The sequence below is a fragment of the Halomonas elongata DSM 2581 genome, from assembly GCF_000196875.2.
Classification (GTDB): Bacteria; Pseudomonadota; Gammaproteobacteria; order Pseudomonadales; family Halomonadaceae; genus Halomonas; species Halomonas elongata.
Window position 1 is genome coordinate 640337 of record NC_014532.2, and the last position, 23870, is coordinate 664206.

The 23870-nt window shown below is 63.3% G+C and carries 23 protein-coding genes; 18 read left to right on the forward strand and 5 right to left on the reverse strand.

The annotated features are described in order from the left end of the window. The first annotated feature begins 23 nt into the window (after positions 1-23). The 5 genes from nhaC (at position 24) to HELO_RS02960 (ending at position 6296) form a co-directional block, all read left to right on the forward strand. Entirely contained in the window at positions 24-1457 is a 1434-nt protein-coding gene (gene nhaC / locus HELO_RS02940; RefSeq protein WP_013331312.1) for a Na+/H+ antiporter NhaC, read from the forward strand. A 185-nt stretch (positions 1458-1642) separates the two neighbouring features. After that, positions 1643-2695 carry a TRAP transporter substrate-binding protein DctP gene (gene dctP, locus HELO_RS02945; protein ID WP_013331313.1) on the forward strand — a complete coding sequence of 351 codons (1053 nt, stop codon included), beginning with the start codon at positions 1643-1645 and terminating at the stop codon, positions 2693-2695. A gap of 61 nt (positions 2696-2756) precedes the next feature. Further along, positions 2757-3263 carry a TRAP transporter small permease subunit gene (locus HELO_RS02950; protein ID WP_041601871.1) on the forward strand — a complete coding sequence of 169 codons (507 nt, stop codon included), beginning with the start codon at positions 2757-2759 and terminating at the stop codon, positions 3261-3263. Further along, entirely contained in the window at positions 3263-4582 is a 1320-nt protein-coding gene (locus HELO_RS02955; protein ID WP_013331315.1) for a TRAP transporter large permease, read from the forward strand. Before HELO_RS02950 ends, HELO_RS02955 begins: the two co-directional genes overlap by 1 nt. A gap of 142 nt (positions 4583-4724) precedes the next feature. After that, positions 4725-6296: an alkaline phosphatase gene (locus HELO_RS02960; RefSeq protein ID WP_041602374.1), complete on the forward strand. Its 1572-nt coding sequence runs from the start codon at positions 4725-4727 to the stop codon at positions 6294-6296. 68 nt (positions 6297-6364) lie between these two features. On the opposite strand, the gene HELO_RS02965 is transcribed toward HELO_RS02960, so the two are convergent. Then, on the reverse strand, positions 6365-7048 hold the full coding sequence (locus HELO_RS02965; protein ID WP_013331317.1) for a GntR family transcriptional regulator: 684 nt from the start codon (positions 7046-7048) through the stop codon (positions 6365-6367). A gap of 252 nt (positions 7049-7300) precedes the next feature. Between HELO_RS02965 and HELO_RS02970 the strand changes: the two genes are divergently transcribed. Together HELO_RS02970 and HELO_RS02975 are read left to right on the forward strand one after the other, a co-directional pair. Next, on the forward strand, positions 7301-8254 hold the full coding sequence (locus HELO_RS02970) for a dihydrodipicolinate synthase family protein (protein WP_013331318.1): 954 nt from the start codon (positions 7301-7303) through the stop codon (positions 8252-8254). A gap of 31 nt (positions 8255-8285) precedes the next feature. Next, the gene (locus HELO_RS02975) at positions 8286-9863 is read left to right on the forward strand and encodes an aldehyde dehydrogenase (NADP(+)) (protein ID WP_013331319.1); all 1578 of its coding nucleotides are present in this window, start codon (positions 8286-8288) and stop codon (positions 9861-9863) included. A gap of 29 nt (positions 9864-9892) precedes the next feature. Here HELO_RS02975 and HELO_RS02980 read toward each other — a convergent pair whose 3' ends face one another. Then, positions 9893-10966, reverse strand: a complete 1074-nt coding sequence (locus HELO_RS02980) for a tartrate dehydrogenase (protein ID WP_013331320.1) — start codon at positions 10964-10966, stop codon at positions 9893-9895. Positions 10967-11116: 150 nt separating this feature from the next. On the opposite strand from HELO_RS02980, the gene HELO_RS02985 reads away from it, so the two are divergent. After that, the gene (locus HELO_RS02985; protein WP_013331321.1) at positions 11117-12067 is read left to right on the forward strand and encodes a LysR family transcriptional regulator; all 951 of its coding nucleotides are present in this window, start codon (positions 11117-11119) and stop codon (positions 12065-12067) included. Continuing rightward, on the forward strand, positions 12064-13389 hold the full coding sequence (locus HELO_RS02990) for a glycosyltransferase (RefSeq protein ID WP_013331322.1): 1326 nt from the start codon (positions 12064-12066) through the stop codon (positions 13387-13389). Before HELO_RS02985 ends, HELO_RS02990 begins: the two co-directional genes overlap by 4 nt. Before the next feature lie 6 nt (positions 13390-13395). On the opposite strand, the gene HELO_RS02995 is transcribed toward HELO_RS02990, so the two are convergent. The 3 genes from HELO_RS02995 to HELO_RS03005 all read right to left on the reverse strand — a co-directional run bounded on the left by HELO_RS02995 (position 13396) and on the right by HELO_RS03005 (position 16343). Continuing rightward, positions 13396-14073, reverse strand: a complete 678-nt coding sequence (locus HELO_RS02995) for a TVP38/TMEM64 family protein (protein ID WP_041601872.1) — start codon at positions 14071-14073, stop codon at positions 13396-13398. A gap of 84 nt (positions 14074-14157) precedes the next feature. Further along, on the reverse strand, positions 14158-15096 hold the full coding sequence (locus HELO_RS03000; RefSeq protein ID WP_013331324.1) for an ABC transporter substrate-binding protein: 939 nt from the start codon (positions 15094-15096) through the stop codon (positions 14158-14160). A 65-nt stretch (positions 15097-15161) separates the two neighbouring features. After that, positions 15162-16343 (reverse strand): TauD/TfdA family dioxygenase, encoded by a 1182-nt coding sequence (locus HELO_RS03005; RefSeq protein WP_013331325.1) that lies wholly within the window; start codon positions 16341-16343, stop codon positions 15162-15164. 125 nt (positions 16344-16468) lie between these two features. Here HELO_RS03005 and HELO_RS03010 point away from each other — a divergent pair, with 125 nt between their 5' ends. From HELO_RS03010 to HELO_RS03045, 9 genes are all read left to right on the forward strand, one after another. Further along, complete coding sequence (locus HELO_RS03010) at positions 16469-17341, forward strand: LysR substrate-binding domain-containing protein (RefSeq protein ID WP_013331326.1); 873 nt, start codon at positions 16469-16471, stop codon at positions 17339-17341. Between the two features lie 64 nt (positions 17342-17405). After that, positions 17406-17708 carry a hypothetical protein gene (locus HELO_RS03015; protein WP_041601873.1) on the forward strand — a complete coding sequence of 101 codons (303 nt, stop codon included), beginning with the start codon at positions 17406-17408 and terminating at the stop codon, positions 17706-17708. A gap of 74 nt (positions 17709-17782) precedes the next feature. Continuing rightward, entirely contained in the window at positions 17783-17941 is a 159-nt protein-coding gene (locus tag HELO_RS19285) for a hypothetical protein (protein ID WP_174208836.1), read from the forward strand. Further along, positions 17938-18378: a DUF411 domain-containing protein gene (locus HELO_RS03020; protein WP_013331327.1), complete on the forward strand. Its 441-nt coding sequence runs from the start codon at positions 17938-17940 to the stop codon at positions 18376-18378. Before HELO_RS19285 ends, HELO_RS03020 begins: the two co-directional genes overlap by 4 nt. Before the next feature lie 157 nt (positions 18379-18535). Further along, complete coding sequence (locus tag HELO_RS03025; protein ID WP_013331328.1) at positions 18536-19675, forward strand: glycosyltransferase family 9 protein; 1140 nt, start codon at positions 18536-18538, stop codon at positions 19673-19675. Beyond that, positions 19672-21384 (forward strand): phosphoethanolamine transferase, encoded by a 1713-nt coding sequence (locus HELO_RS03030; protein ID WP_013331329.1) that lies wholly within the window; start codon positions 19672-19674, stop codon positions 21382-21384. Before HELO_RS03025 ends, HELO_RS03030 begins: the two co-directional genes overlap by 4 nt. A gap of 58 nt (positions 21385-21442) precedes the next feature. Then, positions 21443-21721: a hypothetical protein gene (locus HELO_RS03035; protein ID WP_013331330.1), complete on the forward strand. Its 279-nt coding sequence runs from the start codon at positions 21443-21445 to the stop codon at positions 21719-21721. An 87-nt stretch (positions 21722-21808) separates the two neighbouring features. Further along, entirely contained in the window at positions 21809-22471 is a 663-nt protein-coding gene (locus HELO_RS03040; protein ID WP_013331331.1) for a response regulator, read from the forward strand. Continuing rightward, complete coding sequence (locus HELO_RS03045) at positions 22468-23868, forward strand: sensor histidine kinase (protein ID WP_013331332.1); 1401 nt, start codon at positions 22468-22470, stop codon at positions 23866-23868. Before HELO_RS03040 ends, HELO_RS03045 begins: the two co-directional genes overlap by 4 nt. Positions 23869-23870 lie beyond the last annotated feature (2 nt).

Genomic DNA, 23870 nt, shown 5'->3' on the forward strand with positions numbered 1-23870 from the left:
GACAACAACAAGCGGAGTGAGTCATGAACGAGCAGCAAGCGGGGGGCCGCCTGCCCTCCATGGGTGAAGTGGGTGCCGTGATGGTGGGCTTCATCGCCATCATGTTCCTGTTCATCAACGTTTTCGAGTTGCCTATCCAGCTGGCACTGTTCACGTCCTGGTTCCTGGTGATGGCCCTCGGGGTGAAGCTCAAGCTTTCCTACGAGACCATGCAGAAGGGGCTGATCGACGGTATCCACAACGGCATGGAAGCGGTGTTGGTGCTGATCACTGTGGGGGCGCTGATCGGTACCTGGATCGCCGGTGGCATCGTACCCAGCATCATCTATTACGGGTTGTCGGTGATGAGTCCGCAGATATTCCTGTGTGCGGCCTTCATCATCTGTGCCATCACTTCCCTGTCAACGGGAACCTCCTTCGGCACGGCGGGGACGGCCGGCGTCGCCATGATCGGCATCGGTCACAGCTTCGGTATTCCTCTGCCGCTGGTGGCCGGTGCGGTGATCTCCGGCGCCTATGTGGGCGACAAGATGTCGCCGCTGTCCGATACCACCGTGATGACGGCCTCGCTGTGCCGAGTGAAGCTGGTGGATCACATCCGTTCCATGTCGCTGGTCAGCGGCCCCGCGGCGCTAATCGCCGCCCTGCTGTTCCTGGTGGTGGGTTTCTTCTATGTCGGTGACGACGTCGATACCCAGCGTGCCGACATGGCCATGCAGGCCCTGCAATCGCATTTCACCATCAACGGCTGGCTGCTGCTGCCGGCCGTCGTCGTCATCGGCTTGCTGATCCGCCGCTATCCCGCCATCCCGGTGATCACCTTCGGGGCCGTGATGGGGATTGTCTGTGCCTGGCTGGCCCAGGACGTGGCGCTGCTCGACGCAATGCGGACCGCCTATGTCGGCAATGCCATGCAGTCCGACGTGGACTTCCTCAACACCCTGCTCAACCGGGGCGGCATCGAGTCCATGCTCGGCGTCATTGCATTGATCCTGTTCGCCCTGGGGCTCGGCGGGCTGATGGAGCGCGTCGGTGTGCTGCAGGCGATCAGCAACAGCTTCCTGCGTTGGGCCGATAATGCCGGTCGCCTGACGCTGTCGACCATGCTGGGCGGTTTCTTCGGCAACTTCTTCGGTGGGGCGGCCTATGTCTCCCTGATCACCGCCAGCACCATCACCGAGAAGAACTACGACAAGCAGGGCATCGACCGTCGGGTACTGTCCCGCAACGCCGAGGCCGGCGGCACCATCACCACGCCCATGGTGCCCTGGACGGATGGCGGTGTCTTCATGGCCATGACGCTGGGCGTCTCGACGCTCTCGTACCTGCCGTTCCTGTGGTACCACATGCTGGTGCTGCTGATCACTCTCTTCTACGGCTACGCCAATATCGCTATCTGGCGAACCGGCGAGCCTCAGGAGGACACCGCTGTCCCGGGTGTTGCCATGAAGTCCTGAAGCGTTTGTACCTGCCATGCCGAGAATGTCTCGGTGTGGCCTCTACCGTTGTCGGGGCTCACCAAGCCAATATTACGTCTTGTTTATTGAGGGGCAGACTTTCCCAATGGGCCAGGATGATGTCCTGGCTTTCCAATACGCCCTTGAGGCGATAAATAACCACTACAGTGATGAGGTTAGTCATAATGAAAACAATGACCTGGTTTTCCACTGCTCTGGTGACGGCGGCATTTGCGTCTCAGACTCTAGCTGCCGATATCGAGTGGCGTGTTCCCACCTCAGTGCCGGATGGCTCGCCGTTCTTCGAGAATTTTCTCGAACGTTTTGCTGATAATACGGCGTTACTCACGGAAGGAAGGGTAGAAATCCAGCCTTTCGGTGCGGGAGTGATTGTGCCGGCCCTGCAAGTCTATGACGCGGTCAAGGAAGGTACCGTCGATGCTGGTCATTCGACGCCGAGCTACTTGGTCAACCAGAATCCCGTGAATGCTATCTTTGCTGGCTTTCCTGGCGGCATGGGTCCTCAGGCCTACATCAACTGGATCTACGAGGGTGGTGGTCAGGAGAAACTGCAGGAACTGCGTGCCAGTGAGGGCTTGCATTCATTGATCGTAGGGATCGGTTCCACAGAGATCTTTGCTCACTCCAACGTGCCCATCAATGGCCCCGAGGATCTCAAGGGCTTGAAGTATCGAACCTCTGGTCCATGGGCGGAGGTCATGCGCGAATATTATGATGCCGTGCCCACGGTAGTGCCGCCGGGTGACACCTATACGCTGCTGCAGCGAAAGGGTGTGGATGCCGTGGAGTGGGCGACACCATCCAGCAACCAGCTGGAAGGTTTCCATGAGGCTGCCCGTTATATCGTTGTCCCGGGAGTTCATCAGCCGACGTTCCTGTGGGAAGTGGTTGTGCGCCAGGAGACATGGGATCAGCTCCCCGACGATCTGAAGCCGCTCCTGGAAGCTGCCGCCAAACTGACAACCTACGAGGGGCTTGGCAACTTCTATCACCAGGACCTGCTGGCGATGGAGGAATACCGGGCCGGGAAGAATGAAGTCATCAGCCTGGATGAGGAGTTCATCAAGGAATTGTCCGATAACGGTCGCGCCTGGGTGGCGGAGCGTGCCGAGGAGGCGAGCCAATCCGGTGACTCGAGAATGGCCGAAATTCTCGAGGAGTATCAGGCCTATCAGCAGCGCTGGAATGCCCAGAAGGACTATCTCATAACTGACTGAACGACGCTCGGCGGGAGGCTGAATGTGTGCCACCCGCCGAGCCTCGATGTGAGAAGACAGGATGATGATCTTCAAACTGATAGACCGGCTCTCCAGTCTTTCGGCTTGGCTGAGCAAGGCGGCACTCATCGTACTGAGCGTAGCGATGCTTTATGAGGTCGTTGCACGCTACGTCTTTAATGCTTCGACGATTTGGGCTTTCGATGTCTCCTATATGGCAACGGGCATTGCTTTCATGTTTGGTGTGGCCTGGACGGCAAAGGTAGATGGCCATGTCAGAGTGGATGTATTCAGCAGTATGATGCCGCCACGTCTTTTCCGCCTCATCAATGGCGTGGTGTACACCTTGCTGATGTTTCCTGTCCTGTCCCTCATGGCCTGGCATGGCTGGAAGAAAACAGTGAATGCCTTCTTGAGTGGTGAGGTGGAGATGGTCAGCATCTGGGCACCGAAAATGTGGCCATTCTACTCTTGTATCGCTTTCGGCTTGTCTCTCCTGGCTCTTCAAGTGCTGGTCATAGGGCTGCGATCACTCATGAACGAAAACACTTGCCGGGAGACGATTTGATGGATGCGACCGTAGCCGCCCTGATGTTTCCAGGACTTTTTCTGCTTATATTTCTGGGCATTCCGATCGCCTTTGCGTTGACCATTGTTTCGGTGTTCGCCGGCTGGTTTGCCTTCGGTCCTATGGTGTTTCAGCAACTATATGGCAGCGTATTCAGTGCTGCTTCCCACTATGTTCTCTCTTCCATTCCGTTGTTCGTACTAATGGGTGCCATTCTGGAAAAGTCCGGAATCGCCAGGAACCTGTTCGATGCCATTCAGATCTGGATCGGGCGCTTACCTGGTGGATTGGCGCTCACCACTATCGCCATGGCGGCAATCTTCGCCGCGGCTTCGGGTGTGGTGGGAGCGGTGGAAATCATGATTGGCCTGATGGCTATTCCAGCCATGCGCGCCTACAAGTACAACAACACGCTGATTACTGGGACCATCTGCGCGGGAGGGTCTCTGGGAACGATCATTCCACCGACGGTCATCGTTGTCGTCTATGCAGCCTTGGCTCAGTTATCCATTGGTGCACTCTTTGCGGCCATCATCGTGCCAGGTCTGTTGATGCTGTCTCTTTTCGCCCTCTATATCGTCGGGCGTTGTCTGCTGCGTCCCCAGGATGGCCCGGCTGCAGTGGCGAGTGGTGATGACTTGCCGCTGAGTGAAAAGATCGGAATTACACTCAAGGCATTGATTCCGCCACTGTTGTTAATGTTTGCCGTGCTGGGGTCGTTGCTGGGTGGAATCGCTTCTCCCACCGAGGCGGCGGCGGTAGGAGTTGCCGGAGCGGTGGTTCTGGCAGCTATCAATGGTGGCATCTCGTTCGGTGCCATGGTCGAGTCCTTCTCGCTCACTGTGCGTATCACCGCGATGATCTTGCTGATCGTAGCAGGTGGCACCATGTTCACCGGTATCTTCGCCGTCAACGGCGGAGGGGACATGGTGGCCGATATTGCTGCAGGCTTGGGAGGAGGAACTACGGGCGTCATTCTGTTCTTTCTCGGGGTGACCTTCCTGCTCGGTTTCGTTCTCGATTGGACGTCCATCGTGCTGATCTGTGTGCCCATCTTTACACCGATCGTCAAACAGATGGGTATTGATCCGATCTGGTTCGCCACCCTGGTGTTGGTAACGATTCAGACGAGTTATCTGACACCGCCGATGGCTTCGTCGATCTTCTACCTCAAGTCGATTGCCCCGAAGGATATTACTTATGGGCAGATGTGCCGGGGTGTGTTGCCCTTCATAGCCGTGCAGCTTCTCACCCTGCTGTTGGTCGCACTTTTCCCGGCAACGGCAACTTGGTTACCTGACAGGATCGTGGGATTCTAGATGCTGCATTCTTGATGGGAGGTTGCAAGAGGGCTGGTTGGATAACAGAGTTGAAATAAAGAACGCGGATGATGGATCGTAATAATGCGCCAGTGCGCATCGCCAAGATAAACGATAAGAAGGATGAAGCATGACATTTTGCATGAAGCAAAAGACGGCAGTCGGCCCTCTGGTTGGCGGGATGTTGCTTGCCTCGGTCGCGGCGCCGGCCAGTGCCGCCGAGGTCAAGAACGTGATCCTGATGATCGGGGACGGCATGGGGCCCCAGCAGGTGGGGCTATTGGAAACCTATGCCAACCAGGCTCCCGATTCCATCTACGATGGCGAGCCGACGGCGTTTCACCAATTGGCCAAGGAAGGCGTCGTCGGTTTTTCCCTGACGCATCCCGAGGATGCCGTCGTCGTGGATTCCGCCTGTTCCGCCACGCAGTTGGCGAGTGGCATCTACTCCGGTAGCGAGGTGATCGGTATCGATGCCGAGGGCAATCCCGTCGAGACGGTACTCGAGCTTGCCCAGGCCCGGGGCAAGGCGACCGGTCTGGTTTCGGACACTCGCCTGACCCATGCCACGCCCGCAGCCTTCGCCGCCCACCAGCCCCATCGTTCGCTGGAGAACGAGATCGCCGTGGACATGCTGGAAGTAGGGCCCGACGTCATGCTCTCGGGCGGACTGCGCCATTGGGTGCCGCAATTGGCGAGCGAGGATGCCGAGGTCACGAGCCTGATGGATGGCGCTTATGAGCCGGCGTCCAAGCGTCAGGACGATCGAAACCTGCTCGCGGAAGCCGTCGAAAAGGGCTATGGCCTGGCGTTCAGCCGCGAGCAACTCGAGGCCGATCAGAGCGACAAGCTACTGGGCCTGTTTGCCAACTCCGGCATGGCCGATGGTATCGAGTATCGCAATACCAGGGACGACGCCGACCGCCTCGAGCCGACCCTGCACGAGATGACGCAGGCCGCGCTGAACAGGCTCGAGCAGGACGAGGACGGTTTCTTCCTGATGGTCGAAGGCGGTCAGATCGACTGGGCGGGGCACTCGAACGATGCCGGCACCATGCTCAACGAGATGGTCAAGTTCGAGGAGGCGGTTCAAGGTGTCTACGACTGGGCCAAAGGACGCGAGGACACCGTGATCCTGGTTACCGCGGATCATGAAACGGGCGCGTTCGGGCTCAGTTATTCATCGGCCGACCTGCCGGAGCCGCAGTCGAAGTCGGGCCCTGCCTTCGCGGAACGGGACTATGCGCCCAACTTCAACTTCGGCGACTTCGCGCTTCTCGATTCCCTCTATCAGCAGAAGGCCAGCTTTTCGACCCTGCTGAGTGAGTTCGGGGCACTCGAAGAAGAACAGAGAACGCCGGCTCGTCTGATGGAAATGGTCAATGCCAACAGCGATTTCCAGATCGACGAAGAGCAGGCGGAAGCGGTCCTGGCCGATAAGCCGAACCCCTACCACGTGGAGGGTCACAGCTATCTCGAAGCCGAGGAGGTCCCGGCCATCCAGGACTTTGATGCGTTCTACCCCTATAACGATCGGGGCAATGTACTGGGGCGTGTTCTGGGTACTGCACAGAATGTCGTCTGGGGCACCGGTACCCATACCCACACTCCGGTGAATGTCTTCGCCTGGGGGCCGGCCGAGACCATTCTGCCGGTATCCTCGATCCAGCATCATTCCGAGGTCGGTCAGTACCTCAAGTCGCTGGTCGAGTGACTCGGTACGGGTGGCCCTTCTTGCTGCACTCCGGTGAAGGAAAGGGCCGTCCCGGAACGTGATGCCGATTACAGCTGGGCGGTGTCCGGTGTCTGACTGGCCTGGACCCGCCCCTCCAGCACGGCGACGATCCCTTCGCAGGCTTCCAGGATGTGCCGCTCCAGCAGTTGGCAGGCGGCGTCGGCGTTGCCTTGCCTGGAGAACTCGAGCAGGTCGTGGTGTTCGCGTTCGGCCTTCTCGATCTCCCGGGTATAGAGAAGCTGCATGCGGATATAGCGGTCCGACTTGGTATTGAGCTGCGATACCAGGTTCATGGCCTCGGGAAGATCGGCGGGGCTGTAGAGCGCCTCGTGGAAGGCGAAGTTGTAGTCGCTCCAATTGTCGATCTGGCTGCCGCTGTCGAGGGCGGCATCGTACTCCAGGAGGATGCGCTCGGCCTTGTGCAGGGCGGATTCGGTCATCAGGGGGATGGCGTGGCGTAGCAGGTGGCTTTCCAGCAGTACTCGCAGGTCGAAGAGTTCGCGGATCTTGGCTACCGAGAGTTCGGTGGTGAAGGCGCCGCGGTGCGGGTAGAACTCCACCAGGCCTTCGGCCTCCAGGGTAAGCAGTGCCTCGCGCACCGGAATCCGGCTGACGTCATAGTCCGCTGCCAGGGCATCCTGGCGGAGCTGGGTGCCCCCGGGGAACTCGCCGTTCAGGATGCGGTGGCGGATATCATCGGCAACGAACTGGGCGCGGGTCTTGTAGGCCATGATGGGTTCGGCGACTCGAAAAAGAAGTTTTATACAGTATACATGAGCCTTTGGTCATTCTGGAAAATCGTCATGCACGCCCCTCGATGAGGATGTCGTTCTTGAGCATGAGGTGAGGTTTCCATGGGATGGGGGCTTTTTTTGGCCGGCGAGGCTTTAAAAGTCTTTTTGAAGATTGTATAAAATATAAAAAGACATCGACAGCGGACGGCAACCAAGGCACTGGACTGACCCGAGAACCCGGAGGAAACAATGACGAACGACAATATCTTCACTGGCTGTATTCCTGCCCTGATGACGCCCTGCACGCCGGAGCGCAAGCCGGACTACGATGCGCTCGTCGCCAAGGGGCGCGAACTCATCGATATCGGCATGAGCGCCGTGGTGTATTGCGGCTCGATGGGGGACTGGCCGCTGTTGAGCGAGGCCGAGCGCCAGGAAGGCGTGGCGCGCCTGGTCGCCGCCGGCATCCCGACGATCGTGGGCACCGGTGCGGTGAATTCCCGGGAGGCCGTGTCCCACGCCACCCACGCTGCCGAGGTCGGCGCCCAGGGGTTGATGGTGATTCCCCGCGTGCTGTCGCGCGGTACCTCGGCGGTGGCCCAGAAGGCCCATTTCTCCGCCATCCTCAAGGCAGCGCCCAATCTGCCGGCGGTGATCTACAACAGCCCCTATTATGGCTTCGCCACCCGTGCCGATCTGTTTTTCGCCCTGCGGGAAGAGCATCCGAACCTGATCGGCTTCAAGGAGTTCGGCGGCGCCGACGACCTGCGCTATGCGGCGGAGAACATCACCTCGCAGGACGATGACGTCACCCTGATGGTCGGCGTCGACACCACGGTGGTCCATGGCTTCGTCAATTGTGGCGCGACCGGTGCGATCACCGGCATCGGCAACGCGCTCCCCCGGGAGGTCCTGCACCTGGTCTCGCTGAGCAAGCAAGCCGCGCGAGGCGACGTCAAGGCGCGCCGTCAGGCACAGGAACTCGACGCCGCCCTGGGCGTGCTGTCTTCCTTCGACGAGGGGCCGGATCTGGTGCTGTATTACAAGCACCTCATGGTGCTGAACGGCGAGCGCGAATACGCCTTGCACTTCAACGAGTCCGATGCCCTCAGCGATGCACAGCGCAACTATGTGGAAGCGCAGTACGCGCTGTTCCGCGAGTGGTATGCGCAGTGGTCCGCCGACATTCGCGACGGCCATTGAATCGAAGCGAGGCAGCTGCAAGGAGACGAATATGACATTGGAAGGCAAGTTGCTGATCGGCCAACAGGCCATCGAAGGTAGCCGCGCGGCGATCCAGGCCATCAATCCGGCCACCGGCGAGCGCCTCGAGCCGGGCTATCCGGGCGGGACTCAGGACGACGTCGAGCGGGCCTGCGAACTGGCCTGGACGGCGTTCGACACCTACCGTGAAACCTCGCTGGAGGCGCGTGCCGGCTTTCTCGAGGCCGTCGCCGACGAGATCGAGGCCATCGGCGATGCGCTGATCGAGCGTGCGGTGGCCGAGACCGGCCTGCCGAGGGCGCGCATCCAGGGCGAGCGTGGGCGTACCTGCGGCCAGCTGAGGCTGTTCGCCAGGACCGTGCGTGCCGGCGAGTGGCTCGATGTGCGCGTCGATCCCGCGCTGCCGGATCGCCAGCCTCTACCACGCGCCGATCTGCGTCAGCGTCATGTCGCCCTGGGGCCGGTGGTGGTGTTCGGCGCGAGCAACTTCCCGCTGGCCTTCTCCGTTGCCGGTGGCGACACGGCATCCGCCCTGGCCGCCGGTTGCCCGGTGATCGTCAAGGCGCATTCCGCGCACCCTGGTACCAGCGAGCTGGTCGGGCGGGCCATTCAGGCGGCGGTCAAAAAGTGCGACCTGCCGGAAGGCGTGTTCTCACTGCTGTTCGGCTCCGGCCGTGAAGTCGGTCAGGCCCTGGTCACCGACCCGCGAATCAAGGCGGCCGGCTTCACCGGTTCGCGCAGTGGCGGCCTGGCGCTATGGCAGGCCGCCCAGTCGCGTCCCGAGCCGATTCCCTTCTACGCCGAAATGAGCTCGATCAATCCGGTGTTCCTGTTGCCGGCAGCGCTCGAGGCGCGCGGCAAGGCGCTAGGCGAGGCCTTCGCCGGTTCGCTCAACATGGGAGCCGGTCAGTTCTGCACCAATCCGGGGCTGGTGCTCGCGATCAAGGGTCCGGCACTCGATGACTTCGTTGCCGCCGCCGGAGAGGCGGTCGCGGCCAGTGCTGCCCAGACCATGCTCACCCCGGGGATCTTCGAGGCCTATGAAAGCGGCGTCGCCGCCCTGGCCGACAGCGACAGGGTGCGTGAAATTGCCCGCGGCCAGAAGGGCGAGGGGCCCAATCAGTGCCGGACCGGTCTGTTCGCGACCTCGGCGGAGGATTTCCTGGCCAGCGAGACGCTGCAGGCGGAAGTCTTCGGCCCCACCTCGCTGGTGGTCGAATGCTCGGATGCCGCCGAACTGGCCAGGGTAGCCGAGCATCTGGAAGGCCAGCTCACGGCCACGCTGCAGATGGACGATGCCGACCTGGATGCCGCCCGCGCATTGCTGCCAACGCTCGAGCGCAAGGCGGGGCGCATCCTGGTCAACGGCTGGCCCACCGGCGTCGAAGTGTGCGACGCGATGGTTCACGGCGGCCCCTTCCCGGCGACATCGGATTCCCGCACCACCTCCGTGGGCACTGCGGCGATCTTCCGTTTCCTGCGCCCGGTCTGCTACCAGGACATGCCGGATGCGCTGCTGCCGGATGCACTCAAGGCACATAACCCGCAGGGGCTCGACCGGCTGGTCGACGGCCGGCGTGAGGGCTGATCGCGCCTGAGCCCTCGTCGGCGTTGCGGTCAGCCCGCGATGCGCTCGGCGATGGCGCGGCCCAGGGCCTCCGTCGAGCCCTGGCCGCCGAGGTCCGGCGTCAGGAGGCGCTCGTCGCCTTCCTCGAGCACCGCTTCGATGGCGGCGAGCATGGTGCGGCCGGCCTCGGGGTGACCCAGATGTTCGAGCATCATCGCCCCGGACCAGATCTGGCCGATGGGATTGGCGATGCCGCGCCCGGCGATGTCGGGCGCGCTGCCGTGCACCGGCTCGAACAGGCTCGGGAAGCGTCCTTCCGGGTTGATGTTGGCCGAGGGCGCCACGCCGATGGTGCCGGTACAGGCCGGGCCCAGGTCGGAGAGGATGTCGCCGAACAGGTTGCTGGCCACCACCACGTCGAACCAGTCCGGATGCAGCACGAAGTTGGCGGTCAGGATGTCGATGTGGAACTGGTCGACCGAGACCTCCGGATAGCCCTCGGCGGCGGCCGCCACTCGCTTGTCCCACCAGGGCATGGTGATGGCGATGCCATTGGACTTGGTGGCCGAGGTGAGTTTCTTGCGGGGGCGGCTGGCGGCCAGGTCGAAGGCGTATTTCAGGACGCGGTCGACACCGGTGCGGGTCATCACCGTTTCCTGGATGACCACTTCGCGGTCGGTGCCCTCGAACATGGTACCGCCGACGCTGGAATATTCCCCCTCGGTGTTCTCGCGCACCACGTAGAAGTCGATGTCGCCGGGCTTACGGCCGGCCAGCGGGCTCTTGATGCCGGGCAGCAGCCGGCAGGGCCGCAGGTTGACGTACTGGTCGAACTCGCGGCGGAACTGCAGCAGCGATCCCCATAGCGAGACATGGTCCGGCACCTTTTCCGGCCAGCCCACCGCGCCGAAGAACAGGGCATCGAACTCGCCCAGGGTGTGGCGCCAGTCCTCGGGCAGCATCCGGCCGTGTTCGAGGTAATAGTCACAGCTGGCGAAATCGAAGGTCTCGAAGTCGAGCGCGATATCGAAGCGTCGTGCGGCGGCCTCCAGGGCGCGCTGGCCCTCCGGCGTCACTTCGGTGCCGATGCCGTCTCCGGGGATGATGGCGATGCGATGGGTCATGGTGTCGCCTCTCTCGTCGTTTCGGGGTGATGTGGCAGGTCGTCGTGCAACGGGACGTCGGCTGCCTCGATCAGGAAAGTCTACTGCCTGGGCCGGGAGAGATAATCAGGCTAGAGTGAAAGGTATTATTGCGCATGAGTGGAGAATTCCTTGGCCCAACTCGATGACCTGGCATTCTTCCAGCATCTGGCCCGAGCCGGCAGCCTGACTGCCACCGCCCGTGAGCTGGGGCTCTCGCTTTCGGCGGTGAGCAAGCGGCTCAAGCAGCTCGAGGCACGCCTGGGGGTGTCCCTGGCCAGCCGCACCACCCGGCGATTGACGCTGACTGCCGAGGGTGAGCTCTACCTGAGCCGTGGAGCGACGATCCTCGACGAACTCGGCGAGCTGGAGGAAACCCTGGGCGATCACCGTGCCGAGTTGTCCGGTCCTTTGCGCATCAATGCCACCTTCGGGTTCGGGCGGCAGCATGTGGCGCCGTTGTTCTCGGCTTTCTGCCGTCGGAACCCGCGTATCGAGGGCAGTCTCGAGCTGACCAACTTCCCCGCCAGCCTGTTCGATCAAGGTTTCGACATCGGTATCCGGGTCGGTGAACCGCCGGATTCGCGCCTGGTGGCGCGTCGTATCCTCGCCAACCGGCGTGTGCTGTGCGCCGCTCCGTCCTATGTGGCGACGATGCCGCCGCTGCGCGATCCGCGCGACCTGCCGTCGCACCCCTGCCTGGTGATTCGCGAGAACGGCAGCGACTACGCCGTGTGGCGGTTCCAGCGTCGCGATGCGCCGGACGAGGAACGTGCGGTGAAGGTAGCGGGTCCCATGGCCAGCAACGATGGCGAAGTGATTCGCCGGCTGGCCCGCGACGGCCACGGTGTGGCGCTGCGTTCCTGGTGGGACGTGCACGATGACCTGGCCGCCGGGCGCCTGGTAGAGCTGCTGCCGATGTGGCGGGGCGTGCGTGCCGACTTCCATGCCGTGTATCATCAGCGCCGCCATGTGCCCTTGCGGATCCGTGCCTTCATCGCTTATCTCGAACGGGAGATGGCTGGGCGCGTGCCGTCGCGCGTGCCGCCCCGGAGTGTCATGACAGGAGAGTCGCCCCAGTGAATGTGCTGATGTTCACCAATACCTATCAACCGATCGTCGGCGGGGTCAGCGAGTCGGTGCAGCGGCTCAAGCGTCAGCTGTGCATGGCCGGCCATCGCGTGCTGGTGGTGGCGCCTCGCCTGGAGGGGCAGCCCGAGAACGAGACGGATGTGGTCAGGGTGGCGGCGGTGCAGCACTTCAACGGCAGCGACTTTTCCTTGCCGGTACCGATGCCCGGACAGCTCTACGAGGCCATCGAGGACTTCGAGCCGGACATCGTCCATTCCCATCATCCCTTCCTGCTGGGCGATACCGCCGCGCGTGCAGCCGAGACCTATGGCCTGCCGCTGGTGTTCACCCACCACACCCTCTATGAGCACTACACCCACTATGTGCCCGGGGATTCGCCGCGCATGCAACGCTTCGCCATTGCCCTGGCCACCCAGTACAGCTGGCTGTGCGACAGCGTCATCGCGCCCAGCGAGAGCATTCGCGACCTGCTGCTCGAGCGTGAAGCCAACTCGGCGATCCGCGTGGTGCCGAGCGGCGTCGACACGGCACGCTTTGCGCTCGGCAATGGCGAAGACTGCCGGCGTCGCATGGGGATTCCCGCCGATGCCTACGTCATCGGTCATCTGGGCCGGTTGGCCCGGGAGAAGAATCTACCCTTCCTGGCCGAGGCGGTGTCGCTGGCGTTGCTCGAGCGACCCGATGCGCATTTCCTGATCGTCGGCGATGGTGACGCCGCCGAGGCGATGCGCGAGATCGCCGAGGAGCAGGGAGTGGCGGAGCGTTTCCACTTCACCGGGCGGTTGCAGGGGCGGGCACTGATCGATGCCTATCACGCCATGGATGTGTTCGCCTTCGCGTCGCACAGCGAGACCCAGGGCATGGTGGTGGCCGAGGCGATGGCCGCCGGATTGCCGGTGGTGGCGGTCGCCGCACCGGGTGTCGTCGAAGTGGTGGTGGATGGCGACAACGGACGCCTGCTGCCGGAGGACGACGCCGAGGCACTGGCGCGAGCGCTTTGTGAACTGGCCGACGAGCGATGTCGTGAGCCCTTGCGTCGGCATGCCCTGGAGACGGCGGCGAACTACGACGAGCGACGCTGTGCCGAACGCTGCCTGGCGGTCTATCGCGAGGTCATCGCCCGGGGCGGGCCCTTCACCCACGCCGACGATGGTGGCTGGGATCGGGTGCGTGGCCGGCTGGGCGCCGAGTGGCAGATGCTGCGCTATCGCGGTCGCTTGCTGCGCCACCTGGTGCAGGAAGAGTGGGAACAGGAGCGTCCGTCCTGGTGGCCGAAGGGTCGCCATGACGAGCCCGGCGTTCCTTCGAAATGACCCGTTTCAGCAGCGGCGGCGTTTCTCCGCCCAGCGCTTGAGGCCGTACAGTACGCCCACGCCTGCCACCAGCCCCAGCAGGGAGAAAATCACTTCCTGACTGCTTTCCGCGGTGACCAACTCGCCGAGCTGGCTGCCCAGCAGGGTGACGCCGACCAGCCCCGGCACGATGCCGAGGGTCGAACCGATCATGTAGTCGCGAAAGCGCAGGTGGAAGGCACCGGCCATCATGTTGGTCAGGGTGAAGGGCGCCAGGGGCAGCAGGTTGACGACCGTCATGGTGCGGATGCCGCGGCCCGAGAGGTAGCGGGAGAGTCCCTTGAGGTGCTTGCCGCCGTGGCGCAGCAGGGCATCGCGCCCCAGCCGGCGACCGATCCACCAGGTCAGCACGGAGGCGGCCAGGGTGCCGGCCAGGGCATAGGCGAAGCCCCACCAGGGGCCGAACAGCAGGCCGGTCAGGGCGACCAGCAGACTCAACGGGAACATCACCAGCGAGGCGCCGGCGTAGACGGCGATCACCACCAGCACCGCCCAACTGGTGTCGCGCCAGGCCACCGAGCCCTGGACCAGGGCCATCAGGCTGTCCACGGTGAGCAGATCCTGCATGGCCAGCCATTGCCACAGCAGGCCGAGGGAAACGAGAGCCAGCAGGATGATGAAGAGAATGCTGAGAGGACGGGACATGGGGCGAGCGATTTCCTGGTGAACGTCTCGCCATAGCATACGGCAGAGTGCCCGATGGCCAAAACGGCCATCGGGTCGCGGCGATCAACGTGAGGCGAGGGCCTTTTCGACCGCCGGCCAGGCGGGATCGCCGTCGCGGGTCGTCACGCCTTCCAGCATGGCCTGGACACGCTCGGGATGCTCGCGCAGCCACTGTTGGGCCACGGCCTCGACGCCCCTTTCCTTCTGGCCGAACTCGCGAATCATCCAGCTCTGTTCCTCGGCGGAGAAGGTGAAGTTGGCGAAGAAGTCGACCAGGTTGGGATGGGCCTCGGCGTAGTCGCTGCGCGCCACGCTCAGCACCTGGCTGGCCCCGTTGTTCTCGCCGAACAGGTCCTGGGGATCGTCGAGATAGCGCATGTCCATCTCGAGGTTCATCCAGTGGGGCGTCCAGCCGACCCAGACGATGGGCTCCTCACGGGAGATGGCGTCGCGGGCGGCGGTGAGCATGCCGACCACGCTGGTGTCCACCAGTTGCCAGTCGCCCAGCCCCCAGGTGTCGTTGTCGATGGCCTCGTTGAGGATCTCGCTGGCCGCGGAGCCGGCGCCGAAACCGAAGATCTTGCCTTCGAAGCTGTCGCGGTTGGCGTCCAGGTCGGCGAAGCTCTGGATGCCTTGCTCGTAGAGGTACTCGGGAACGGCCAGGGTCATGCGTGCCCCGTCGACGTTGTTGGCCAGCGGAGTGATGGCGCCGCTCTCCTCGAGCGGGGTGTAGATGCTGTTCTGGGCCGGCAGCCAGCCGCCGAGAAAGACATCCAGATCACCGCTGTCGAGCCCTTGATAGACGACCTGCATGCCGAGCTCTTCGGCGCGTGTCTCGTAGCCGAGCGGCTCCAGCAACTGGGCGGCGATCTCGGTCTTGACGGTGATGCCGGGCCAGGCCGGTACGCCGAAATCCAGGGTGGCGTCGTCGGCCAGTGCCGGTGCGGCAAGGCCGAGGGCCAGGGGCAGGCTCAGCAGGGCGGATGTCGAACGGACTCGCATATTGTTGTCTCCTGATGGTCGGGCGGCAGGACCGCCCGGGGTGGGTTCAAGGGGGATGTCTCGTCTCAGGCGGAGCGCGCCAGGACTCGCAGACGCGACTCGAGCAGGTCGAGGTCGAGATAGGTGCCTTGCAGGTGACGGCGCCCGCTGTTGGGATCGAAGGCGTTGCGCCCATGCAGCACGCGGCGATTGTCGAAGGCGATCATCTGGCCGGGCAGCAGGCTGAACTCGAGACGCTGGCGCGGGTCGTGCACCAGGTTCCAGAACTCGCGGTAGGCGCGATACCAGGCGTCGGCCTTCTCCAGGGGCAGGCACAGGGAGTCGCGGATCCAGTTGTTGAAGCGCACCTCGAGCAACTGGCCGTCATGGTCCAGCGTCAGGATGGGCGCGCGCCAGGCGATGTCGTGCTCCTCATCCTGGAAACGGAAGTCGATGGGCGTCTCGCTGAGCAGCCGGAAAGACTCCGGGGAGCGCTCGCGCAGCGCCTCGGCGGCGGCGAAGCCGTCGGTGAAGGTCGACTCACCGCCCTCGGCGTCGTTTTCCAGGCAGTAAAGCAACTGGATGTCCGGCGGCTGGCGCCAGTTGGGCAGATCGGTGTGCAGCGGCAGGCCGATCGCCGTGTAGGCGGCGTTGTTGGGATTGGGCTTGGAGCGCACGTCGAAACGGGCACCGAAGTTGGTGGCGCGCAAGGGGCCGATGCGCTCGGCCAGTCGACTGACTTCCTCGTCGGCCAGGGGGCCGTTTTCGAGCAGCACCAGGCCGTCGCGCAGCAGGGCCGTCAGCCATGCGCGTTCCCCGGCAGCACCCGCCACGAAATCGGCGTGGTCGACACGCACCGGCTGGAAGTCCTCGGCCCAGGGACGACGTGCTGGAACATGGTCGCCACTTTCCTGGCCGGGACGGCGTTGCCGGAGCCAACCGGCGTCGAAGCGGCTGATGTGGCCGTCGGCCCAGGTCAGTTCGAGGTTGCCGTCCTCGAGGCGTGCCTCGGGAGCCGAGTCGGGAAGCTCGAGAGGGATGTACAGGCGCTCGCGGGTCGTGGTGTGGCGGCATTCCGTGCAGGGGCAGTGATCGCGCAGCCAGCTCAACGGGAAGTGGGCCTGTTGACGGTCCTCCCAGGTCAGCGTCACTCGGGCTCCGCTGGTCAGGGCGTCGACCAGGGCATGCTCGCCGCTATGATCGGTCAGCTCGCTCATCGGCCAGATGACGCGGGTGTGCCGGGCCTCGGACGGAGTGGCAGTCGTCATGGTTGCCTCCTGTGATTCGTGTGGTGCACAGGGTGGCGATTGCCCAGGGCACTGACAAACGATTAATCTGGCCCCTATGGCCAAGCTCAGCTTATGTGTGACTTTTTCATGGCAGGAGATGTTTCATGGCGGGATTGCCTCCCCTGGGATGGCTGCAGGCCTTCGAGGCCGCGGCGCGCACGCTCAGTTTTACCGCCGCCGGCCACGAGCTGGGAGTGACCCAGGCGGCGATCAGTCAACGCATTCGCCTGCTCGAGGATCGTCTCGGCCAGAAGCTGTTCGTGCGTCATCCCCGCAGCCTGAGCCTGACGCCGGCGGGCCAGGCCTGGCTGCCATCCATCCAGGATGCCTTCATGCGCCTCGGCGAGGGCACCAGCGAGGTGTTCGGTGGCGCGGTCGGCGATGCCCAGGTGACGCTGCGTACCACGCCCGTGATCCAGCAGAACTGGCTGGCACCGCGCCTGCCGGCCTTCCAGCGTGCGCATCCCGAGATTGCCGTACGCCTGGTCAGCGCCATCTGGCCCGATGATTTCGGACCCGAGGGGGCGGATATCGAGATCCGCTACGGGCGTGGCGACTGGCAGGGCGTCGACGCGGTGTCGCTCGGCGAGGAGTCGATGCTGCCGGCCTGTTCTCCGGCGTTGGCCCGTGAAATCGCCGAGCCGTCGGACCTGGCGGGGCACACCCTGCTGCACGCGGTCGGCTTCGCCGTGGGCTGGCCGACCTGGCTGGAGCAGGCCGGGCAACCGGGCCTGGAGGCGCAGTGTCCGTCATTGACCTGCGACAGTCAGGTCATGACCCTGGCCCTGGCCGGACAGGGCGGAGGCGTGGCCCTGACGCACCGACGCTTGCTCGAAGGGCGGGACGATCTGGTGGCACCGCTGGCCCTGGCGGTGCCCAGCGATGAAGGCTTTTGGCTGGTACGCCCGGCACGGCGGCGGCCCCGTGAAGAAGCGGCCCGGCTGTGGGAATGGCTGGTGGCTCGCCTGTCGTCTTGAGTCGGGGGCCGGCGGGTGGCAGGATAGCCGAGTTGCATGGGGACCATGCCTGCGGAATCTGACCATGATCGGGCTTGAGACGTTACGACATCGCACGCGAGGGAGCCGCCTGCTGGCGCTGCTCCTCGTGCTGGTCGTGCTGAGCCCGAGCCTGGCGACGCCTGCCATGGCGGCATGTGCCGCAGACTGCATCATGGCCCAGGCCACCCCGAGCGATGTCGATGACGAGCCGGGCTGCGTTGTCTGCTCCCCCGTGCCGACCCACGCCGCATTGCCGGACACGCGAGCCGAGCCGCTGGCTAGCGGCCCTGCGCCGGCAATGATCGATCATATCCCCCAGCCTCCTCGTCGCCCTCCCAGAGCCTGACCGCACGACCGACCATTGCTCGGTGGCGCGTCTGCCGCCGATATGTTCAATGTACGTTCGTCGAGGGTCATGCCATGACGACCAACGAATGTTTTTCCATGATGAGTGCCATGGGCTGGCTGAGCTGGATAATGCCCCTTGCCGTTCTTGCGCTGCTTGGCCTGGGCATCGCGGCCCTGATCAAGTATCTCTTCATGCCCCGTTCCCAGTCCGACCGAGGAGTTCGCTCATGAACCGCCGAATCGCTTCCCTGATGCTGTCCAGTGCACTGCTGGCGGGCCCTTCCTTGGCTCATGCCGCCTTGCCCGACGCGGCGACACTCTACAAGAACCCGCAGTGTGGCTGCTGCGATGACTATGCTCGGCATCTCGAGGAAATGGGCGTCGACGTGACCATCGTCGACGATGCCGATTTGAACGAGATCAAGTCGGCCGCTGGCGTGCCATATGGTCTCGGGGCTTGCCATACCATCGAAATGGGCAACTACTGGATCGAAGGACATGTGCCCATGGAGGCCCTGGAGGCATTGTATGAGCAGCGCCCCGATGCCGATGGCATCGGACTCGCCGGCATGCCGATCGGCACGCCTGGCATGCCCGGTCAGAAGCAGGATGACTGGGATGTCTATCGGTTTACCGATGGTGAGTCCGCTCCCTTCATGACCCTCTAGGGTCATCACGCTGTACCACGCGTTTCGCCCCCGGCCATGGCCGGGGGTTTTGCGTTTCGGGTGCAGGAATCGGTCAACCCTGAATCGCAGGGCGTTAAGAGTGGGTTAAGCATTCGTCTGGATGCTGTGGTCGTGACGGTTTTTCGGGAGCGACTGCATGTATCTGCTGACGGCGATTCGCCGCAATGAACGGATGAGACGACTGGGCAAGACGCTCGAAAGAAGCGCCAAGGCCTGGTGCTTCAGGCTGCTCTCCCGGCGTGGCGGTAATGCTCGGGCGGCGGGACCGGAGACATTGAAGGGTGTGCAGCGTGTCCTGCTGGTAAGGCCCAATTTTCGCATCGGCAATGCCGTGATCGGGGCTCGCTTCATCCAGGCATTGACTGAGAGCCGAGCGGATATCGAGATCGATTACCTGGGAGCGGACACGACCCGCGCGCTCTTCGAGGGGATGCCGCTTGCCCGATATCACGCCTTGAGTCGCTCCATGCCGCTTCGGCCCTGGCGACTGCTGCAGTTGCTGATGCGGTTGCGTCGACGTGACTATGATCTTGCCATCCAGGTCGGCGAGGGCTCTCTCACCAGTTGGCTGTGCATGCGTCTTTGCGGCGCTCGCCGGACTCTCGGGCAACGCGGCCGGCTGGAAGCGAGTTATGACTGGGTCGGTGATGTGTCCCGCGGTCACGCCTATGAGTGGGGGAGTGCCCTGGCGGCGTCGCTGGGTCTTGCGTGGGAACCTCGCCCCTGGATGGTGATATCCGCACGGGAGCGAGCTGCCGCCGCGTCCCTGGCCGGGGCAGGCGATTCAACGTCGCCCGTCGGCATCTTCGTCGGCGGTCACCTGGACAAGCGTTTTCCGTTCAGCTTCTGGCAGGCACTGCTGGGTGAACTCGAGCGTCGCCGACAGCCCTATCTGGTGCTGCTGGGGCCGGAAGAGGAGGCTGGTCGCGCCCGGCTGGAACAGGCCTGCGGCTTTCATGGTCGTGTGGTGCCAGCCGTTTCCCTGCGTTGCTGCGCTGCCTTGCTGGCCAATCTGTCACGGCTGATCACGCCGGATACGGGGCCCATGCACATGGCGGTCGCTCTGGGCGTTCCCGTGGTGGCACTGCTCAATGTCGACGGTTCCCGCAAGTTCACGCCCCGAGGGCCGGAAGATAGGGTGTTGTTTCGGCCGGCACCGGCAAGGGTCGCCGAACTGGTCTCCCCCGGAGCGAGGCGTGAGCGATCGCATGACGCGGTAAAAGCCCTGCCGTGTCGCCCATCTGCCCCGATGGATGCAGAGGTCGGTCTGACATGAAGCGCCCGCTCGGAGTATTCGGACATGCCGGGGGCGGGCCGCTCGCAAAATGGTGGGCCGTGCGAGAGCGGCTGCCGGCCTTGTCGCCGCAGGCGCTCACCCTGGCGGCCTGCCTGGCATTCACGCTGTTCTACAATGGGCGGTTCTGGTCATCGACATTCGGCGCGCAGCCGGTGGCGAGCCTCGCCGATTGGGCTCGGTTGCTGAGTGACGGCGTGCTCATGACCGCCTTGCAATTCGTGGTTGTGGTGCCGTGGATCAATCGGTTCAGTGTCAGGCCGTTACTGTCGATTCTGCTGCTGATGGCGGCGGCGATCAGCTATTTCACCGGTCACTACGGGACCTATTTCGATACCCACATGATCGACAATGTGCTGCAGACGGACACTCGGGAGGCCGACGAGCTGCTGACGTCGGGGCTGGCGCTCCATCTGCTGCTGTATGCCGGGCTGCCGATATGGGTCGTATGGTTCTGGCCGTTGAGGCGGCGTACCTGGAGGCGCGGTCTGGCCATGTCGCTGCTGTGGCTGGCGGGTGGTGTCGGCGTGTCGATCGTGGCGCTGCTGATTTCCTTCCAGAGCCTGTCGTCCCTGATGCGCAACCATCATGAGCTGCGCTACCTGGTCACGCCGGGCAATGCCATCGTCTCGACCGAACGGGTGATGACAGCCGAGGAGCCGTTGCCGGAGGAACGCCTGCCTGTCGGCGAGGATGCCCATCGGCTGGCCAGCGGCACCGACAAACCGCGTCTTCTGGTGCTGGTGGTGGGCGAATCCGTGCGGGCAGCCGACTGGGGGCTTTCCGGTTATTCGCGCCAGACGACGCCCCGCCTGGCGAAGCGAGACGTCCTGAACGTGGGCGAAGTGACGAGTTGCGGGACCAGCACGGCGGTATCCTTGCCCTGCATGTTCTCCCCCATCGGCAAGGCCGATTACGACGAGCGCTACATTCGCAGCCACGAATCGCTGCTGGATGTGCTGCAACGCGCAGGCTATCGGGTCATGTGGATCGACAATCAGTCGGGGTGCAAGGGCGTCTGTCGTGGCGTCGAACAATACGCGCCGGCGCCCGACGCCTATCCATCGCTCTGTGATGGGGACACTTGTCTCGACGGCGTCCTGGTCGAGGAGTTGAAGAAACGCATCGCCTCGCTGAATTCCGACACGGTGATCGTGCTGCATCAGCTCGGCAATCATGGCCCCAGCTATTACCGGCGCTACCCCGATGCCTTCAGGGCCTTCACGCCTGCCTGCGACAAGGCCGATCTGGCGGAGTGTTCTCGCGAGGCCATCGTGAACAGTTACGACAATGCGGTCCTTTATACCGATAGTGTCCTGGACCAGCTGATCGGGGTCCTGGAACGCCACGCCTCGATGGCCAGCGCTCTGTTGTATGTCTCCGATCATGGCGAATCGCTGGGCGAAAACGGCATCTATCTGCATGGATTGCCCTATGCCATTGCCCCGGAGGAACAGACCCGGGTGCCCATGATCTGGTGGTCATCCCCGGCGTTCGAGCGTTCTGTCGGACTTCAGCGAGACTGTCTGGCCCGGCACGCTGCCCAGGGGCTCAGCCATGATCATCTCTTTCATAGCCTGCTTGGCCTGCTGGGTGTCGAAAGTCGCAGCCGGGATCCTCGGCTGGACATTTCCCAGGGCTGTCGGGGAGCGGTGTCGGCGGAGCCCGCTGGTCGATTAAGCAAACCTTAAGAATGTATCCGTAGTGTCCCTCGCGTGGAGAACCGATGCTTCCCGAGGAGACTGCATCATGAGAACGCTGGCAATGGGCACTCGCGATTCATGGCTGACAAAGGAAAGCTGGCAGGTGGGCGTGTTGGTCCTGGTAGGCACGTTGCTGCTGGCGGCAGGGCAATGGGGCCCGGGTTGGTCGTTGGTGGACCTGCCGCTGGGGCTGGCCAGCCTGGGAGCCGTGGCGGTCGTTCTGGTAGCGCCTGGCATGACGCATCCGGAAGAGTTGCTGGAGTCCACGAATAGCCTGCTATTATCCAGCCTGGCGACGCTCACCGGCTTTCACCTGTTTGCATGAGCGGATCGAAGGGCTCGGCGTGGAGCAGAAGCCGGGAAGCCGTCATTGGCTTCTCCTGCGCTTTTCGGTATTGGGAACGAGGCATGTATGCGGGTGCTGCTTGTGGAAGACGATCCCTTGCTGGGCGATGGCATCAGGACTGCCCTGCAGCGGGAAGGATATGCCGTCGACTGGCTGGAAACCGGCAGGGATGGCATTGCGGCAATCCGCCATGATGATTTTTCGGCGGTCATTCTGGATCTGGGCCTGCCGGATATCGACGGCATGGAAGTGCTGGACAAGATTCGACATGCCGGCTCCTTGCCGGTACTGATACTGACGGCCCGCGATGCGGTCGAGTCGCGCATTTCCGGCCTGGATGGTGGAGCCGATGACTATGTGCTCAAGCCCTTCGATCTTCAGGAGCTGCTGGCGCGTCTCCGGGTCATCATGCGCCGTGCCGAGGGACGTTCATCTCGCCTGCTCGAGGTGGGCGAGCTATGTATCGACGAGGCTCGGCACCGTGTCTCCTGGCAGGGAAACGACATCTCGCTCACCCGTCGCGAGTATGCCCTGCTGCTGGAACTGGCGCGTCATCCAGGCCGGGTGATGACCCGACCGCACCTGGAGGATCTGCTGTATGGCTGGGAGGATGAAGTGGCATCCAATGCCGTGGAAGTGCATGTCCATCACTTGCGCAAGAAGCTCGACAGGCATCTGATCGCCACGGTGCGCGGTGTCGGTTACCGCCTGGATACCGCAAGCGAATGACCTCGATACGTCGCTATCTGACACGCACCATGGCCCTGGTGATAGCGGGGGCGACCCTGCTTGTCGTCACGGCCGCCTACTTGATCACGGCCCATGAGACCGAAGAGATTCTCGACGCCCAGTTGAGCCTGCAGAGCCGGGTCGTGGCCGGCCTGATGGAAGGTGACACATCGACGGAGACCTATCGCCGGATTGCCGAACGACTGACCCAGCCCGGGCATTTCGCGCGTTTCTACCAGGATGGTCAGCCCCTGTCGGACGTGGATTCGGCGAATGCCGAGCTCTACCACCATGAAGAAAGAAAGCTGTCGGTGGGGTTCTGGCACCAGGATGGTTCGCCCCTGCTGATGGGTGCCGTATGGAGCGATGCCGGCCCCTTTCCTGCGCCCGAAGAAGAGGGCTATGCCTGGGTGGATTACGGTGGCGAAAAATGGCGGGTCTTCTCGATGTTCGACGAGTCGAGCCGGACCTGGATTCGCTCGGGCGTCAAGGCGTCATTCATGCAGGAACTGGAGCGCAAGGTGACGCTTGGCAATTTCGTGCCCATGCTGCTGGCCCTGCCGATCCTGCTGCTTGCCATGGGCTGGATCGTTCGGCGTGGCCTGCGTCCCATCGGCTCGTTGTCCCGACAGGTCGCCAGCCGTGGTGAACGCGAGCTGGCCTTTCTCGATGTCGAGGTGCCAAGGGAGCTGACGGGGCTTCGCAAGGCGATCAACGAATTCATTGCCCGCTTGCGCGAGACGCTCGAGCGAGAACGCCGCTTCACGGCGGATGCCGCCCATGAGCTGCGCACGCCCTTGGCCGGCTTGAAGATCCATCTCGATAATGCGCGTTCGGGCGAAAGAGATTCTCTCGAAAAGGCGTATCAGGGCGTTGAACGCCTGCAGCGGGTGGTCGAGCAACTGCTGACGCTGGCCCGCCTGGATCGCCGGGAAAACAGGCAGGCGCAGACGCTCGATCTTTATCCCCTGGTGCTGGAAATGGTGGCCGAGCTGTGGCCCTGGGCCGAGAGTCGCGACCAGCAGGTGACGGTGAAGGGTGTGCAGGCATTGCCGATCAGGGCCGATGCTGCCGAGGCGGGAATTCTGGTGCGTAACCTCTTGGATAATGCGCTGCGCTACACGCCGGCCTCCGGTCGTGTGGAGATAGAGTTGTCGGAAGTCGATGACTCGGCCGTGCTCAGGGTCCGCGACACGGGACCGGGTATTTCCGACGACTTGCTGGATACCGTCACCGAGCGCTTCCGGCGCGGGACCGATCAACGTACTACCGGTAGCGGTCTGGGACTTTCCATCGTGGCGGAACTGGTCGAGCGTCAGGGGGCCCGTCTGACGCTGGACAACCGGCAGCCCCATGGCCTGGAAGTCTGCCTGGCGTGGCCCCGGGCCGACGATTGACG

What these genes read in the sequence shown, in the direction of transcription:
- nhaC (WP_013331312.1), top strand. Translation starts at nt 24, where the DNA reads ATGAACGAGCAGCAAGCGGGGGGCCGCCTGCCCTCCATGGGTGAAGTG.
- dctP (WP_013331313.1), top strand. Translation starts at nt 1,643, where the DNA reads ATGAAAACAATGACCTGGTTTTCCACTGCTCTGGTGACGGCGGCATTT.
- HELO_RS02950 (WP_041601871.1), top strand. Translation starts at nt 2,757, where the DNA reads ATGATGATCTTCAAACTGATAGACCGGCTCTCCAGTCTTTCGGCTTGG.
- HELO_RS02955 (WP_013331315.1), top strand. Translation starts at nt 3,263, where the DNA reads ATGGATGCGACCGTAGCCGCCCTGATGTTTCCAGGACTTTTTCTGCTT.
- HELO_RS02960 (WP_041602374.1), top strand. Translation starts at nt 4,725, where the DNA reads ATGAAGCAAAAGACGGCAGTCGGCCCTCTGGTTGGCGGGATGTTGCTT.
- HELO_RS02965 (WP_013331317.1), bottom strand. Translation starts at nt 7,048, where the DNA reads ATGGCCTACAAGACCCGCGCCCAGTTCGTTGCCGATGATATCCGCCAC.
- HELO_RS02970 (WP_013331318.1), top strand. Translation starts at nt 7,301, where the DNA reads ATGACGAACGACAATATCTTCACTGGCTGTATTCCTGCCCTGATGACG.
- HELO_RS02975 (WP_013331319.1), top strand. Translation starts at nt 8,286, where the DNA reads ATGACATTGGAAGGCAAGTTGCTGATCGGCCAACAGGCCATCGAAGGT.
- HELO_RS02980 (WP_013331320.1), bottom strand. Translation starts at nt 10,966, where the DNA reads ATGACCCATCGCATCGCCATCATCCCCGGAGACGGCATCGGCACCGAA.
- HELO_RS02995 (WP_041601872.1), bottom strand. Translation starts at nt 14,073, where the DNA reads ATGTCCCGTCCTCTCAGCATTCTCTTCATCATCCTGCTGGCTCTCGTT.
- HELO_RS03000 (WP_013331324.1), bottom strand. Translation starts at nt 15,096, where the DNA reads ATGCGAGTCCGTTCGACATCCGCCCTGCTGAGCCTGCCCCTGGCCCTC.
- HELO_RS03005 (WP_013331325.1), bottom strand. Translation starts at nt 16,343, where the DNA reads ATGACGACTGCCACTCCGTCCGAGGCCCGGCACACCCGCGTCATCTGG.
- HELO_RS03010 (WP_013331326.1), top strand. Translation starts at nt 16,469, where the DNA reads ATGGCGGGATTGCCTCCCCTGGGATGGCTGCAGGCCTTCGAGGCCGCG.
- HELO_RS03015 (WP_041601873.1), top strand. Translation starts at nt 17,406, where the DNA reads ATGATCGGGCTTGAGACGTTACGACATCGCACGCGAGGGAGCCGCCTG.
- HELO_RS19285 (WP_174208836.1), top strand. Translation starts at nt 17,783, where the DNA reads ATGACGACCAACGAATGTTTTTCCATGATGAGTGCCATGGGCTGGCTG.
- HELO_RS03020 (WP_013331327.1), top strand. Translation starts at nt 17,938, where the DNA reads ATGAACCGCCGAATCGCTTCCCTGATGCTGTCCAGTGCACTGCTGGCG.
- HELO_RS03025 (WP_013331328.1), top strand. Translation starts at nt 18,536, where the DNA reads ATGTATCTGCTGACGGCGATTCGCCGCAATGAACGGATGAGACGACTG.
- HELO_RS03030 (WP_013331329.1), top strand. Translation starts at nt 19,672, where the DNA reads ATGAAGCGCCCGCTCGGAGTATTCGGACATGCCGGGGGCGGGCCGCTC.
- HELO_RS03035 (WP_013331330.1), top strand. Translation starts at nt 21,443, where the DNA reads ATGAGAACGCTGGCAATGGGCACTCGCGATTCATGGCTGACAAAGGAA.
- HELO_RS03040 (WP_013331331.1), top strand. Translation starts at nt 21,809, where the DNA reads ATGCGGGTGCTGCTTGTGGAAGACGATCCCTTGCTGGGCGATGGCATC.
- HELO_RS03045 (WP_013331332.1), top strand. Translation starts at nt 22,468, where the DNA reads ATGACCTCGATACGTCGCTATCTGACACGCACCATGGCCCTGGTGATA.